The following is a 13,736-nucleotide window of genomic DNA, read 5'->3' as shown; positions in this document are numbered from 1 at the left end:
TCGTGCGGCTGTTCCATAGGCCGCGCTCCGAAGGACGTTCAACACACTGTAAACCATTCGCAAGGACAAATCACGTCTTGACAGCAGAGTCTTTGCGATTAAATTTTTCGGTCTTTTACAGACCGTGGGGATGGGATTTCAGCAGGGCAACCGGACCATCACGCCCAAGCCCGCGCCATTCAAGCCGTCACCGATGACCACCGTGCCCCGGTATCGCTTTGCAATCCGCTCCACGATCGCCAGTCCCAGTCCGCTGCCGGCTGCGCCGCTGCCCGGCACGCGAAAAAAGCGGCCGGTCAGTCGCGTCCGGTATTCAGGCGCCACGCCGGGGCCGTCATCCATCACGCTGATTGACACCTGTGCATCTTCCCGCATGACGCGCACGTTGATATGCCCGGACGCGTGGCCGTACTTGACAGCGTTGTCGAGCAGGTTGTCGATCATGACCGACATGGCCACCGGGTCTGCGTGCAGAACACAACCGGCGTCCGCGCCGAAGTCCAGCTCTATCCCTTTGCGTTCCGCCTCATCCGCATGGCGCGCGGCACTGTCCGCGGCAGCCTGTCCGAGATCGACCGGCTGCATGCCGGCCTCGTCGGTATGATCCAGGCGCGCGAGCAGCAACAGTTGCTGGACGAGGTGTACGGTGCGTTGAACCCCGGCAATGACTTGCGCAAGTGCATGACGCCGCTGCGCGTCGCTGTCCGCCGCCAGGGCGACTTCAGCTTGTACTTTGATGGCGGCGAGCGGCGTTCTCAGTTCGTGCGCGGCATCGGCGGTAAAGGAACGCTCCCTGTCGATGGATTCCGACAAGCGTTGAAGCAAATTGTTCAATGAATCCGCCAGTGGCCGTATCTCTGCAGGCACGCGGGCAAGGTCGAGCGGTTGCAGGTTGTCCGCGTGGCGCGAACCGATGGCCGACGAAATGGCCGCGAGCGGCCTGAGTCCGCGCGTGGTCGACATCCACACCAGCAAGGCAAGCGCAGGCAGCGCGAGCAGCAGCCATCGACCCATATCGCGCGCGAGTTCGTTGACCACGAAGCTGCGCGTCGCCTCCGCTTCAAAGACGCGCACCTGGTAACCGTGGCGCGCGTCGCGCAGCGCGAAGGCGTGCCAGCGCTGTCCGCCGATCGCCAGGTGCGCATGTCCATCACGCGCCTCATAGGCGGCATCCGGCGCACCGGCCGCCTGCAGCAGCAGCTTGCCTTCATCGGTCCATACCTGGAAGCCGAGCGGTCCGGCGTGTTCGTCTTCTTCGTGCGTGTCTTCATGCGCCTCTTCACGTTCCGGTCCGTTCGCGGAGGCCAGGCTGTACAGCCGCTTCAGGTCGAGCAGCATCAGGGTGCGCGCATTCTGTTCCAGGCGTGCGTCCGCGAGCTCGTCCACTTCATGGCTGAGCTCGCGATAGCCGTAGGCGAGCATCGCGCCCCATACGAGGGCCAGGCTGCCCAGCAACAAGGCCAGCAGGCGGCGGCGGATCGACGGCGACTTCACGGCGCCTCCTTCCGGATCAGGTAACCGACGCCGCGAATGGTCTTGATCAGGTCGGCGCCGAGCTTCTTGCGCAGATTATGGATATGCACTTCCACCGCATTGCTCTCGACTTCCTCGTTCCACCCGTACAGGCTTTCCTCCAGCCGGGAGCGCGAAAGTGCAATACCGCGGTGTTCCAGCAAGTCGGTCAGGATGGCGCACTCGCGCGCCGACAGCGCGATCCGTGCGTCGCCCCGCACCACGGTCAGGCCTTCCGGGTGCAGCACCAGGCCGTCGTAGCGGATCGCGGCGGTGCTGCGGCCATGGGCGCGGCGCAGCAGCGCGCGGATGCGGGCGACGAGTTCGGACAGGTCGAAGGGCTTGACCAGGTAATCGTCGGCACCCGCCTCCAGGCCAGCCACGCGGTCATGCACGGTGTCGCGTGCGGTCAGCACCAGCACCGGCAAGTCGCTTCCTTTTCGGCGCAACCGTCCCAGCAACTCCATCCCCGCCAGCTTGGGCAGGCCGAGGTCGAGCACGACCAGTTCGTAATCCGTCGCCTCCAGCGCAAGTTCCGCCTCCCGGCCATCCTTCGCCCAGTCGACCGTGAACCCGGCCTGCTTCAGACCGGCCTCGATGCCATTGCCGAGCAATGCGTCATCCTCTACGAGCAGCAAGCGCATATCTTCTCCCTTCGCACATGGCTTTATTGCAAACCGCGCTTAAGGCTTCCTTAAGGAAAAGCTTGCTGCAACGGGGGCCGAAAACCATCAGCCAGATCAAACTTCTTAAGATTCGCTTCAGCTTCGGTTCACATCCTTTCACCGTGCCGGAATGGTCCGGCAATTCAATGAAAGGAAATACCATGCGCACCATTCTCGAAAAATCCCTGGTTGCCCTGTCGATCTCTGCCCTGTCGCTGGCCGCATTCGCCTCGGAAAAGGATTGCACCACCGAACCGAAAGCCAAATGGCAGAAGGAAAAGGATGTGCAGGCCGGCCTCGAAAAGCAGGGCTACACCGTGCGCCGCGTGAAGACGGAAGGCAGCTGCTATGAAGCCTATGTCACTGGCAAGGACGGGAAGAAAGCCGAGCTGATCATCAATCCGGTCGACGGCAAGGTGGTCGGAGAGGAAGGCAAATCATGACGAAACCCGGGCAACACGACGCGCCCGGCGCCTCCGTCCTCGTGTGGGATCCGCTGGTGCGCATTTTCCACTGGTCGCTCGCCTCCTGCTTCCTCGCGGCGTATGCACTGGGAGACGACGGCGGGCAGTTGCACCGGGCTTTCGGTTATGCCGTGTTCGGCCTGGTTGCATTCCGCCTGCTGTGGGGCGTGGTCGGCGGACGCCATGCGCGCTTTGCCGGCTTCGTCCCGGGGCCGGCGCGTCTCGTCCGGTACCTGAGGGATGTGCTGGCCGGCCGGGAGGCACGGTATCTCGGGCATAACCCGGCGGGCGGGGCGATGATCGTCCTGCTGCTGATCGCCGTCACCGCCACCGGCGGGTCCGGCTGGTTGATGACGACCGATGCCTTCTGGGGCAGCGAATGGCTGGAGGAGGTGCATGAGGCACTGGCAGCCGGCACGCTGGCACTGGTCGGCCTGCATGTGGCCGGCGTCGTCTTCAGCAGCCTGCGTCACCGTGAAAACCTGGTGTGCGCCATGATCACCGGGCGCAAGCGCGCCTGACTCTTTCCGGGCGGCCGTAGCGCCGCCCGTTCATCGTTCTGCACGCATCCATATTGCTTGAAGGCACTAAAAAAGTGCACGCCCGCCCTATTTTTGTCGCAAAGCAGCAGAAATCTCCTCTAAATCCACTTCCCACACCGCTTTCCGGGGCTGGCCTGCAATTTGCAATATTGTTGCGACGCACGATTGCGTGCCGCCGTTTCACCTATCCGGGACGCGGCGTTCTCCACTCGCCACCCCTTTATCCAGGAGAGCAACCATGCGAGACATCGCACCCTTGGCCATCGATACCTTCCTGCCGTACATGCGCGACGTGGTGCGCTGCGAACAGTCGCTGCGCGAGCTCAACCTGATGTGGCGCATGATCGAAGCGTCCGCCAAGATGAACTGCCCGGCCGAGGCCAAGACCATCCTGCCCACGATGGCCGCCACGCGCGCCGGCTTCAACCGGCTCGAACAGGAGCTCGTCACCAGCCTGGTGCGCGAAAAGGTTGGCAATATCCTTGACGAGATCGGCACCAAGGCGCAGTACGTGATCGATATCGTGGTGCGCAACCTCTACGAGCGCACCGCCGACGTCGGCTTCCTCGCCACCGACCGCGAGCTGTGCGCCTTCGTCGCCGGCATGCACGACGACGCGGATGCAGTCCGCCTGCGCCTGCGCGCCTACCGCAGCAAGTACACCGTCTACGATGAAATCATCCTGCTCGACCCGCAGGGCAACGTGCTGGTGCAGATCGACGAAGCCACGCCGCTCGAAGGCAGCACCGACCCGCTGATCGCCGAGACGCTGGCATCGAACTCCTACGTCGAAACCTTCCGCGCCACCGACCTGCGGCCCGCCAAGAAGCAGGCGCTGGTTTACTCGCGCCGCATGCTGCATCCTGACACCGGCTCGCCGGTTGGCGTCCTCTGCCTCTGCTTCCATTTCGAGGAAGAGATGGCCGGCATCTTCCGTTCGCACCGCGACGGCGAAGAGCGTTCCAACATGCTGCTGCTCGACGGCGAGAACCGCGTGATCGCCAGCGCCGACGAACGCTGGATTCCGCCCGGCGCCGTCGTGCCGGTCAACCGCGATGCCGGCTCGCGCCTGATGGTGTACGGTGGCCGCGAATACCTCGTGCGTACCTTCGTCGCCGAGGGCTACCAGGGCTACATGGGCCCGCCGGGATGGCAGGGGCAGGTGATGGTTCCCGTCGACGTCGCCTTCCGCGGCGGCAGCACCGATGCCTTGTCGGCACTGGACGGCCATGTCGCCGACGGCCTGCTCTCCCATGCGCGCTCGTTCTGCCCGCCGCTGTTCGAGATCATGACCGCCGCCGACACCATCCGCCGCGTCGTCTGGAACGGCCAGGTGATGACCGCCGGCCAGCGCGGCGAACTGCTCAAGCTGAAGACCATCCTCGACCAGATCAGCGAGACGGGCAACCGCAGCAACGAACTGTTCTCGCAGTCGATCCGCGACCTTTATGAAACGGTGCTCGCGTCCAGCCTGCGCGACTCCGAATTCGTCACCCACCTTCTGGTCGACCTGCTCGACCGCAATCTCTACGAGCGCTCGGACGACTGCCGCTGGTGGGCGCTGACGCCGGAACTGCGCACCGCGCTCGCCGCCGACGAGAAGGACTTCGAAACCATCGAAGGCATCACTGCCATCCTCGAGTACATCAACCGCCTGTACACCGTGTACACGCGCATCTTCGTGTATGACGCCGACGGCCGCATCATCGCCAGCACCAATCCGCTGGAGGACGGCGTGTCCGTGGTCGGCACCCACATCGATCCGGCGACGCTGGCCGCCGTGCGCGCGCTGCGCAACGAGCAGCAATACCATGTGACGCCGTTCGTGCCGACGCCGCTCTACGGCAACCGCCCGACCTATGTGTACCACGCCGCCATCCGCGATCCCGGCAGCGAAACGACGGTGGTCGGCGGCATCGGCATCGTGTTCGACGCCGAACCGGAATTCGCCGCCATGCTGCGCGGCGCGCTGGGCGAAAAGGAAAATGTCAGCGCCCTCTTCATCGACCGCAGCGGCCGCATCATTGCGAGCACCGATCCGTCACGGCCCGTGGGCGGACAACTGGACATCGACCCCGCGCTGCTCAAGCTCGACAATGGCAGCAGCGCCTCGCGCATCGTGCTGCACGACGGCCATTACGCGATCATGGGCTGCACCGTCTCCAACGGTTACCGCGAATTCAAGGTGTCCGACGGCTACCGGGAAGACGTGATCGCGGTGGTCTACAACCTGTTCGGCGAGGTGCGCGAACAGGGCAGCGCCCGGCCTGCGGACGCGGTCATCGAGAGCGGACTCGGCACCGAAGGCGGACGCGAATACGCGACCTTCTTCATCGACGGCATGCTGTTCGCGATGCCGGCCGACGCGGTGCTCGAAGCCTTGCCCGCTTCCGAAATCTCGCCGGTCTCGATGGGCGGAAGGACGGAACGCATCGGCGTGCTCGCGCAGCAGCGGGTGGGCGAATCCAGCAGTTTCGTCTGGGTATTCGACCTGCGCCACCTGATGCGTGGCAAGGCATCGGAGATCGGCAGCGCCAGCCAGGTGGTCGTGGTGCGCCACCACGGCCAGGACATCGGCCTGCTGGTCGATGAGCTGCACGGCGTGCCGGAATTCCACGCCGCGCAGATCGTTCCGACCCCGTTCGCCGCCAGCCCCGACGGCCTGCTCGTCAAGCAGGTCATCCAGGCCAACGAAGGACGCCTGCTCATCCAGGCGCTCGACGTGGCGCAACTGTTTGACTGCCTGAAGGATCCGTCGCTGCCGACCGTGCTGAACCTCACCGATGTGCAGCGCCTGACCGGCTACCGCGACGCGGCAGCATTGATGGGAGAAGCAGCATGAGCGCGATCGAACAGGCCATCCTTGGCAGCGGCGTGCTTTACGACCGTCTGTGCCTGATTACCGAGGTGCTGGGGCGCTTCGTCTCCTGCGCGCCGCGCGCAGTCGATATCGCCCAGCTAGAAAAACACACCGGCAGGCCGGCGAAGGAATTGCTCCGGCTGTGCGCGATGCTCTGCCGCGAGGAATTGCTGCGCCCGCATCCGGAACAGCCGCGCTGCTGGATGCTCGCGCGGGAGGCGAGCCAGGTGACGCTGGAAGACGCCTTCCGCTGCGCGATGAACGAGCAGGCGGCCCGCGCCCGGCCCGCGCGCGCCCGCGCCGAGGTGCCGGACGGCACGCCGCGGCGCGAAGTCGACATGCTGGTCATGCAGGCGACGATGGGGATCAACCAGAGCATCTTCCAGCACCTGCGCCAGTTCTCGCTGGACCGGCTGAAGGTGTCGGCGGCCGGCATGTTCGGCGGTCGGCGTACGGTGCCCGATCCCTGGTCGCATTCGCGACTGTCCTTCAGTTAGGCCGGCTTCAGCCACGTTCGATAGAAATCGATGAACTGGCGCACGCGCGGCGGCACATGCCGGCCCTGCGGATACACGGCATGGATGCCGCCGCGCGGCAGCGACCAGTCGGGCAGCAGCCGCACCAGCGTGCCTGCCTTCAGGTCGTCGCGGACGCTGTAGGCGTCCAGCACCGAGATTCCCGCGCCTTGCCGCAGCATCGCGCGCAGCGCGCCGGGCGAATCGACGCGCAGGCGCGACTTCACCTGCAGCGTCTGCGTTTCGCCGCGCCGGGTGAATTTCCAGGTGAATGGCGTCGGCAGCAGCATGAGCGCGACCCAGTCATGCTGCGCCAGGTCCTGCACGCGCCTCGGCTGGCCCGCGCGCTTGAGGTAGGCCGGCGACGCCACCACGTACTGGTCGAACTCTCCCAGCTTGACCGCCCGCAGCGACGAGTCGCGCAGCCAGCCGAGGCGGATCGCGAGGTCGATGCCTTCCTCCACCAGGTCCACCACGCGGTCGCCGGTGCGCAGGTCGACCTGCAGCGCGGGATGGCGCGCGGCGAATTCCGCCGTCGCCTGCGCCAGCGACTGCACCGCATGATCGACGCTCGTCGTCAGGCGCAGCGTGCCCGTCAATTCCCCCTGCTCATGCCCGACCTGGTCGATCGCATCCTGGATGCCGGCCAGCAGCGGCTTGCATTCTTCATGCAGCCTGCGCCCGGCATCGGTCAGGCTCACCTTGCGCGTGGTGCGCACGAACAGCGTCGTCCCGAGCTTCTCTTCGAGCCGGCTGATCTGGATGCTGACTTTCGCCTTCGCCACGCCGAGCCGCTCCGCCGCCGCCGTGAAGCCGCCCGCCTCGACGACGGCATCGAAGACCACCAGGCTGTTGAGGTCGATCTGGTTCAGGAGGGACATGATGGATTGTATCTATTTCTGTAACAATCAATTATCGACTTGCCTGTTTATCTGATCAATCGATTTCGCGAAGATGATGCCTGCATTCTGACAACATGGAGAACACATCATGCATATCGCACTCATCGGCGCCTCCGGCTTCATCGGCTCGGCCATCCTGAAGGAAGTCCTGTCCCGCGGCCACGAAGTCACCGCACTTGTCGCCCACCCGGAAAAGCTCGCGTCGGCGCCCGGCCTGACGAAGGCGGGTACGGACGTGCTCGACCAGGCCAGGCTCGCCGCCCAGCTCAAGGGCCATGACGCCGTCATCAGCGCCTTCAGCGGCCATGCGCAGGGCGACGTCTACGGGTATTACGTGAAAGGCATCCGCGCCATCATCGGCGCGGTGAAGGACGCCGACGTGCAGCGCCTGCTGGTGGTCGGCGGCGCGGGCAGCCTCGAAGTCGCACCCGGCGTGCAACTGCTCGACACGCCCGGCTTCCCCGATATCTACCGTCCGAGCGCGGAAGGTGCGCGCCAGGCACTGAAACTGCTGCGCGAAGAGCCGCACCTGAACTGGACCCTGCTGAGCCCGTCGGCCGTGATCGCCCCGGGCGAGCGCACCGGCAAGTTCCGTCTCGGCGCCGACCAGCTGCTGTCCAATGCGCAGGGCGACAGCCGCATTTCCGTCGAGGATTACGCGGTTGCCATGGTGGATGAACTCGAGCGCCCGGCGCACGCGCGCAAGCGATTCACTGTCGGCTATTGAGCCGAACGCCTGTTCCGTTATGCATGGCCTGCATGGGCCGATGCATACACGGCATTGGATTGACAGACAGGCATCGCCTACGATGCGCATCGGTGTCAGCCGGGGGACGTTGCCAGCGTCTTTCACCCCGGCTGTCTCCTGGGGTTCGGAGTGACGTCGACACGGCGTCACTCCATTTTTTATCCCCGGCGCCGCCGTGCCCAGTGCCGCGCAAGGCGGAACAACGGCCCGATGGTCAGCACCAGCGCCGCCATGCGCGTGACATGAAAAGCGGTGACGATGGGCACTCCCAGCTGCAGGGTCTTTGCAGTCAGGCTCATCTCTGCAATGCCGCCTGGCGAGGTGGCAAGAATCGCCGTCGCCGGATGAATGCCGCTGGCCGCGGCCAGTCCGAAGGCGAAACCGGCTGCGATCGCCATGGCCGCCAAAGCGCAGACCGCCACGCTACCAAGAAAGCGCGGCGCGGTATGCAGGAATTCCGGGGTAAAGCGCGTGCCGAGCGAGATGCCGATGAACAGCTGCCCAAGGTGGACCATCCATTCGGGCAGCGCGGACAGGTGGTTTCCGGTGGCTGTCAGCGCAATCGTTACCGCCAGCGGGCCGATCACCCATGCGTTGGGTATTTTCAGCCGCTTCAGCAGCAGGGCGGCAAGGGATGTGATTGATGCAAGCGCGATCAGGCCGCCATAGCGGACTTCGCGCGCGCCCGGCACAAAATTATCGCCGCCATGCACGTCCGCCAACTGGAAGCAGAGCGGAATGATGGCGACCACCATCATGATGCGCAGGCTGTGCGCCGCTGCGACCCGATCCACTTTCGCGCCATGGCCCTCTCCCTGGCTGGCCATTTCCGATGCACCTCCGACTGCCATTGCAAAGAAGGCGGTGGTGCGGTCCACGCCCGACAACTTGTGCAGCAGCCAGCCGCAAAGCGCGCCGAGGATCATCGCGAAGAGCACGCCAAGCACGATAAATGCAGAATAAGACTGCAGCACCCTCAGCACCGGAAGCGTGAAGTACAGACCCAGAGCCGTGCCGATGGCCCACTGTCCTGCTTCCCTGACCTGGACCGGCGCATGCAGGCGCAGGCCGGACATGCGAGTGACGGCGGTAACGACGAGAGGCCCGAGCATCCAGGGCAGCGGTGCGCGAATTTGCTCGAAGAGCAGGGCTGAAGCGAGGCCTACCGACAGCGCGACGAGGAAGGGTTTCAGAGTGGGGGAAGTGATGAAGGGCATGCGAGTCTCGGATCGCTCCCGGGCGCGGGAGGCTTTGCAAGCCTATCGCAAGTCGTCATTTTTTGCAGCGCGGCACGCGTCCAGAGCTGTCTGGCTCAGGTCCGCATCGCTGTCTGGGCACGGCGTATCAAATCGTACAAGGTTTCCGCGGCCGGTGAGAAGATGGCGGTTTTCCTTGAGAGCAGGACAAGCGTCCGCGAGATTCGGGGATTGGCGAGCCTGATCACGCGAATCTTCGGATAAGCATCCCGTTGCAATGCGAGCTGGGGCAGTACAGCAACCCCCACGCCTTCCGCCACCAGACCCAGTGCGGTAGATACGCGCTGCACTTCGTACAGGGTCTGCAGCTTCAGGTCAGCGTCGACGAATGCCTGATCGAGCAAGGCGCGGTTGCCGCTGAACTGTCCGAGGAAAATCAGCGGAAAACCATGGAGCTGCTGCCACGCGACTTCCTTCCTTTTCGCCATGACATGGTCATCGCGGCAGACAAACACGAATTCGTCCTCAAGCAGAGGGACGCTGTCCAGTTCTGCATGATGCGGCCCGGCGATGTTGATGCCGAACTCGGCCTCGCGCTGCAAGACGGCATTGGCTACCCCGGATGAACTATGGTCTAGGATCTTGATCCTGTTCTCGGGGTATTTCGACGAGTACTCCTGGATGATCTTGGGCAGGAAACGCACGCCGACCGTCGGCACGCAAGCAATCGTCACGTTGCCGCGCCGTGACTTGCCCGTCTCGCGAATTTCGATCAGCGAACTCGTCAGCTCGCTCAACAGGCGGCGCGCCTGGGGCAGGAAGTCCTGGCCGGTGCTGGTCAGGGCGACGGTACGCGTGGTGCGCTCAATGAGCTTGACGCCCAGAAACTCTTCAAGCGTTTGCAGACGTCGCGTGACGCCGGTCTGCGAAAGGAACAGGCTGTCCGCCGCTGCCTGGAAGCTGCCATGATCCGCAATTGCCACGAATGCCTGCACACCGAGCGTATCTATTTTCATGCGAAAAACTCATTAATAGGGCAGATAAATTCATTTTACTCCACCACCGACGCGGCGCAAGATGGCATCACGTTCAATCGCAAAGCGACACAAAATGCAAATCCAGATCCCCTGCGTTGTGATGAGAGGCGGGACTTCCAAAGGCCCGTTTTTCCTGGCATCCGACCTGCCGAAAAATGAGCGCGCCCGCGATCGTGTATTGCTTTCCATCATGGGCTCGCCGGACCGGCGACAGATCGATGGGCTGGGCGGTGGCGACAGCCTGACCAGCAAGGTGGCGATAGTCAGCAAATCCGCGCGCTCCGGCATCGATGTCGAATACCTGTTTGCGCAGGTCGGCGTGGACAGCAACGTCGTCGATACCAGCCCGAATTGCGGGAATATGCTTGCTGGCGTAGCGCCTTTTGCCATCGAAAAGGGGCTGGTGAAAGCGACATCGCCTGCGACCGTCGTCAGGATCTTCAACATCAACACCGGCAAGGTCGTGGAAGCGGTCGTCCCCACACCCGCCGGGCGGATCACTTACGACGGTGACGTACAGATCGATGGCGTCCCGGGCAAGGGCGCCGGCATCGTTCTGAACTTCCTCGACGCGGCGGGAGCGAAAACCGGCAAGTTGCTTCCCACCGGTAATCCTGTTGACCTGATCGACGGCGTTCCTGTTTCCTGTATCGACTACTCGACGCCTGTCGTCTTTCTGGCGGCGCGGTCAGTGGGCAAGACCGGATACGAATCAAAGCAGGAACTGGACGCTGATACCCGCTTGCTCAATCGGTTGGAAACCATCCGCAGGCAGGCTGCGCTGAAAATGGGGCTCGGCGATGTCAGCGGCAAAGTGCTGCCAAAGATTGTGCTGCTTGCGCCGCCCGCGGCAAGCGGAAATATCACCTCGCGCTACTTTGTGCCATGGAATTGCCATGCCGCCCACGCTGTGACGGGGGCATTGTGTGTGGCAGCCGCATGCCATATCCCGAGCAGTGTTGCCTCCGAGCTTGTCCGGATTGATGCCCAGGAACCTGGCGCGGTCGTTGTCGAACATCCTTCGGGAAAGCTCGAAGTACGGGTGAACTTCCAACCCGACAGTGCGAAAAATCAGCCGGAAATCAAGAGTGCCGGCATCGTCAGGACCGCCAGGCTGCTTATTTCAGGTGTCGTTCATGTATCTGGCGCGGCGTGGCAAGGACTGGAAACGGAACGCGAATTTGCCGTTGCCGGTTGATCATAAAGATTCTTCCAACATTATTTTTACTATTTAGGAGACAAACATGACCAAGACTTCATTCCCTACCATGCTGTGCAAGGTCGCTGCCGTGGCGCTGGTTGCGACGCCCTTATTCGCCGTGGCGCAGGACTATCCGAATCCGAAGCGTCCCATTACCGTCGTCGTGCCGTATGCCGCCGGCGGTGGTACCGACAATATTGCCCGCGAACTGGCCAAGCTGATGTCTGACAAGCTGGGCAGTCCGGTCATTATTGAAAATCGGGGCGGTGCCGGTGGGGCCATTGGGTCCAAGCAGGTTGCCAAGGCGGACCCTGACGGATACACGCTGCTGTTCGCGAGTTCGTCGTTCGTCACCCATGCCGCGACGGAAGCACGGCAGTCCTACGATGTGAACAAGGACTATGCACCGATTGCAATGGTAGGACGCGGCCCGCTGGTCGTCGTGGCCCACAAGAGCACCGGTGCGAAGAACGTCAAGCAACTGATCGACGCGACGAAGGCGAACCCGAACGGACTTGATTTCTGTTCCTCTGGTCCCGGCACCATCCTGCATCTGGCTGGCGAACTGTTCAAGCACAAGACCGGCGCCAATCTGACGCACGTCGCGTACAAGGGCAGCGGACCGGCGCTCACGGATCTTCTGGCAGGACGCGTCCATGTCTTCTTCACCACCGTGCCCGCGGTGATGCAGTACGTCAAGGCAGGCAACCTGGACCTGCTTGCTGTTACCAGCGCCAAGCGCTCGGCGATCTTCCCGGATGTGCCCACGGTGGCCGAGGCCGGGGTGCCCGACTACAACATCACCACGTGGTGGGGCCTGCTCGCGCCGGCCGGCACGCCGGAGCCGATTGTCGCAAAGCTCAATGCCGTGGTGAACGAGGTCGCAGCCAAGGAACCTTTGAAAACCCGCCTCACGAACGAAGGCGCAGAGCCGTCCCGAGGAACCCCCGCTGACTTCAAGTCCGTGCTTAGCACTGAACTCAAGACATGGCAGGACGTGGCCAAGGCGACCAACCTCAAGTTTTAAGCGAATGCCGCTCAATCGATAGCGATGACAAACACTCTCAGGGAGACAGTAGTGAAAAAAACCATTCTTGCAGCCGCAGTGATCGGCATGACGTGCGCGACCGCCTTCGCACAATCCAATGTGACCGTCTATGGCATCGTCGATACCGGATTGGTGTTTGCCCGTGGCGGCAGTGCCGGATCCGAGACGAAACTGGAAAGCGGCGTATCGACCGGAAGCCGGCTGGGCTTTCGCGGCACCGAAGACCTGGGCGGCGGTCTTTCCGCGCTGTACACGCTCGAAGCCGGCATCCTGGCCGATACCGGCGCTCTCGATCAGGGCGGATTGCTCTTCGGTCGCCAGGCCTTCGTTGGCCTGAAGGGCGGGGCCGGCACGGTGACGCTTGGACGGCAGTACACGCCGATCTACAGCACGCTCCTGATCGCCGATCCCTTTGGCAACAACTACGGCGGCGCATCCGGCCAATTGATGTCGGATGAGAAGGCAGGAACACGGACCAACAACACCATCATGCTTGCGTCGCCAGTCATCAACGGCTTTGACGCACAGCTCGCGTATCGATTTGGCGAAGTCGCGGGGAACACCTCGGCATCGCGCCAGACCGGCCTCGCAGCGGGTTATGCAAGCGGCCCGCTCACTGTGCGGCTTGCCTTCAACCGTACCGACAACGCGACCGCAACCGATGAGGCAAAGAACACCTTGCTCGTGGGTCGTTACGACTTCGGTATCGCCACTGGCAGCATCGGCTACGGCATCAACAAGGGCATGGGTGCCGTCGACAGCCACGATCTGCTGCTGGGGGTCAAGGTGCCTTTCGGTGCGCACACCGTGATGGCGACGTATATCCGCAAGGACGACCGGTCGGCAGCCAACCGCTTCGATGCGCATCAGACGGCACTTGCCTACAACTATGCACTGTCGAAGCGCACTGCGTTCTACATGGCCTACGCCAAGCTAAGCAACACCAATTTCACAAGGACCAAGTTCGGCACCGGCGACAGCGAGCTGGATATTGGCATCCGGCATTCGTTCTGAGCCAGTCCTGTGTGACACAGCCATCGAGGAGA

The 13,736-nt window shown here is 63.3% G+C and carries 13 protein-coding genes; 8 read left to right on the top strand and 5 right to left on the bottom strand.

The genetic code is table 11. The features are described 5' to 3' along the window. Positions 1-138: 138 nt before the first annotated feature. Together AC3WOY_RS12900 and AC3WOY_RS12895 are read right to left on the bottom strand one after the other, a co-directional pair. Entirely contained in the window at positions 139-1,494 is a 1,356-nt protein-coding gene (locus AC3WOY_RS12900) for an ATP-binding protein (RefSeq protein WP_492424339.1), read from the bottom strand. Continuing rightward, positions 1,491-2,156 carry a response regulator gene (locus AC3WOY_RS12895; RefSeq protein ID WP_492424337.1) on the bottom strand — a complete coding sequence of 222 codons (666 nt, stop codon included), beginning with the start codon at positions 2,154-2,156 and terminating at the stop codon, positions 1,491-1,493. The genes AC3WOY_RS12900 and AC3WOY_RS12895 overlap by 4 nt, the downstream gene beginning before the upstream one ends. A gap of 182 nt (positions 2,157-2,338) precedes the next feature. Between AC3WOY_RS12895 and AC3WOY_RS12890 the strand changes: the two genes are divergently transcribed. The 4 genes from AC3WOY_RS12890 to AC3WOY_RS12875 all read left to right on the top strand — a co-directional run bounded on the left by AC3WOY_RS12890 (position 2,339) and on the right by AC3WOY_RS12875 (position 6,540). Next, entirely contained in the window at positions 2,339-2,620 is a 282-nt protein-coding gene (locus AC3WOY_RS12890; protein ID WP_492424335.1) for a PepSY domain-containing protein, read from the top strand. Beyond that, the gene (locus AC3WOY_RS12885) at positions 2,617-3,162 is read left to right on the top strand and encodes a cytochrome b/b6 domain-containing protein (RefSeq protein ID WP_492424333.1); all 546 of its coding nucleotides are present in this window, start codon (positions 2,617-2,619) and stop codon (positions 3,160-3,162) included. The genes AC3WOY_RS12890 and AC3WOY_RS12885 overlap by 4 nt, the downstream gene beginning before the upstream one ends. Positions 3,163-3,421: 259 nt before the next feature. Continuing rightward, a complete protein-coding gene (locus tag AC3WOY_RS12880; protein ID WP_492424331.1) occupies positions 3,422-6,025 on the top strand; it encodes a chemotaxis protein CheW in 2,604 nt (867 codons plus the stop codon). Continuing rightward, positions 6,022-6,540: a hypothetical protein gene (locus tag AC3WOY_RS12875; protein ID WP_492424329.1), complete on the top strand. Its 519-nt coding sequence runs from the start codon at positions 6,022-6,024 to the stop codon at positions 6,538-6,540. Before AC3WOY_RS12880 ends, AC3WOY_RS12875 begins: the two co-directional genes overlap by 4 nt. On the opposite strand, the gene AC3WOY_RS12870 is transcribed toward AC3WOY_RS12875, so the two are convergent. Then, positions 6,537-7,439 carry a LysR family transcriptional regulator gene (locus AC3WOY_RS12870; protein WP_492424327.1) on the bottom strand — a complete coding sequence of 301 codons (903 nt, stop codon included), beginning with the start codon at positions 7,437-7,439 and terminating at the stop codon, positions 6,537-6,539. The two genes, AC3WOY_RS12875 and AC3WOY_RS12870, sit on opposite strands and share 4 nt — an antisense overlap. Before the next feature lie 109 nt (positions 7,440-7,548). Here AC3WOY_RS12870 and AC3WOY_RS12865 point away from each other — a divergent pair, with 109 nt between their 5' ends. Next, complete coding sequence (locus AC3WOY_RS12865) at positions 7,549-8,187, top strand: NAD(P)-dependent oxidoreductase (protein WP_492424325.1); 639 nt, start codon at positions 7,549-7,551, stop codon at positions 8,185-8,187. 179 nt (positions 8,188-8,366) lie between these two features. Here the strand turns inward: AC3WOY_RS12865 and AC3WOY_RS12860 are convergent, their stop codons facing one another. Further along, the gene (locus tag AC3WOY_RS12860; RefSeq protein WP_492424323.1) at positions 8,367-9,425 is read right to left on the bottom strand and encodes an AbrB family transcriptional regulator; all 1,059 of its coding nucleotides are present in this window, start codon (positions 9,423-9,425) and stop codon (positions 8,367-8,369) included. 95 nt (positions 9,426-9,520) lie between these two features. Beyond that, complete coding sequence (locus AC3WOY_RS12855) at positions 9,521-10,420, bottom strand: LysR family transcriptional regulator (RefSeq protein WP_492424321.1); 900 nt, start codon at positions 10,418-10,420, stop codon at positions 9,521-9,523. A gap of 94 nt (positions 10,421-10,514) precedes the next feature. On the opposite strand from AC3WOY_RS12855, the gene AC3WOY_RS12850 reads away from it, so the two are divergent. The 3 genes from AC3WOY_RS12850 to AC3WOY_RS12840 are packed head-to-tail and all read left to right on the top strand — an operon-like array spanning position 10,515 to position 13,704. Further along, positions 10,515-11,639 carry a 4-oxalomesaconate tautomerase gene (locus AC3WOY_RS12850; protein ID WP_492424319.1) on the top strand — a complete coding sequence of 375 codons (1,125 nt, stop codon included), beginning with the start codon at positions 10,515-10,517 and terminating at the stop codon, positions 11,637-11,639. A 46-nt stretch (positions 11,640-11,685) separates the two neighbouring features. After that, positions 11,686-12,669 (top strand): Bug family tripartite tricarboxylate transporter substrate binding protein, encoded by a 984-nt coding sequence (locus AC3WOY_RS12845; RefSeq protein ID WP_492424317.1) that lies wholly within the window; start codon positions 11,686-11,688, stop codon positions 12,667-12,669. Between the two features lie 51 nt (positions 12,670-12,720). Beyond that, a complete protein-coding gene (locus tag AC3WOY_RS12840) occupies positions 12,721-13,704 on the top strand; it encodes a porin (RefSeq protein WP_492424315.1) in 984 nt (327 codons plus the stop codon). Positions 13,705-13,736 lie beyond the last annotated feature (32 nt).

The sequence above is a fragment of the Noviherbaspirillum sp. FW303-A3 genome, assembly GCF_058788695.1.
This window is presented reverse-complemented; position numbering and strand designations above follow the sequence as displayed.

Bases quoted from the DNA above. Each gene is read 5' to 3' on its own strand.
- AC3WOY_RS12895 (WP_492424337.1), bottom strand. From the start codon at position 2,156: ATGCGCTTGCTGCTCGTAGAGGATGACGCATTGCTCGGCAATGGCATC.
- AC3WOY_RS12890 (WP_492424335.1), top strand. From the start codon at position 2,339: ATGCGCACCATTCTCGAAAAATCCCTGGTTGCCCTGTCGATCTCTGCC.
- AC3WOY_RS12885 (WP_492424333.1), top strand. From the start codon at position 2,617: ATGACGAAACCCGGGCAACACGACGCGCCCGGCGCCTCCGTCCTCGTG.
- AC3WOY_RS12880 (WP_492424331.1), top strand. From the start codon at position 3,422: ATGCGAGACATCGCACCCTTGGCCATCGATACCTTCCTGCCGTACATG.
- AC3WOY_RS12875 (WP_492424329.1), top strand. From the start codon at position 6,022: ATGAGCGCGATCGAACAGGCCATCCTTGGCAGCGGCGTGCTTTACGAC.
- AC3WOY_RS12870 (WP_492424327.1), bottom strand. From the start codon at position 7,439: ATGTCCCTCCTGAACCAGATCGACCTCAACAGCCTGGTGGTCTTCGAT.
- AC3WOY_RS12865 (WP_492424325.1), top strand. From the start codon at position 7,549: ATGCATATCGCACTCATCGGCGCCTCCGGCTTCATCGGCTCGGCCATC.
- AC3WOY_RS12860 (WP_492424323.1), bottom strand. From the start codon at position 9,425: ATGCCCTTCATCACTTCCCCCACTCTGAAACCCTTCCTCGTCGCGCTG.
- AC3WOY_RS12855 (WP_492424321.1), bottom strand. From the start codon at position 10,420: ATGAAAATAGATACGCTCGGTGTGCAGGCATTCGTGGCAATTGCGGAT.
- AC3WOY_RS12850 (WP_492424319.1), top strand. From the start codon at position 10,515: ATGCAAATCCAGATCCCCTGCGTTGTGATGAGAGGCGGGACTTCCAAA.
- AC3WOY_RS12845 (WP_492424317.1), top strand. From the start codon at position 11,686: ATGACCAAGACTTCATTCCCTACCATGCTGTGCAAGGTCGCTGCCGTG.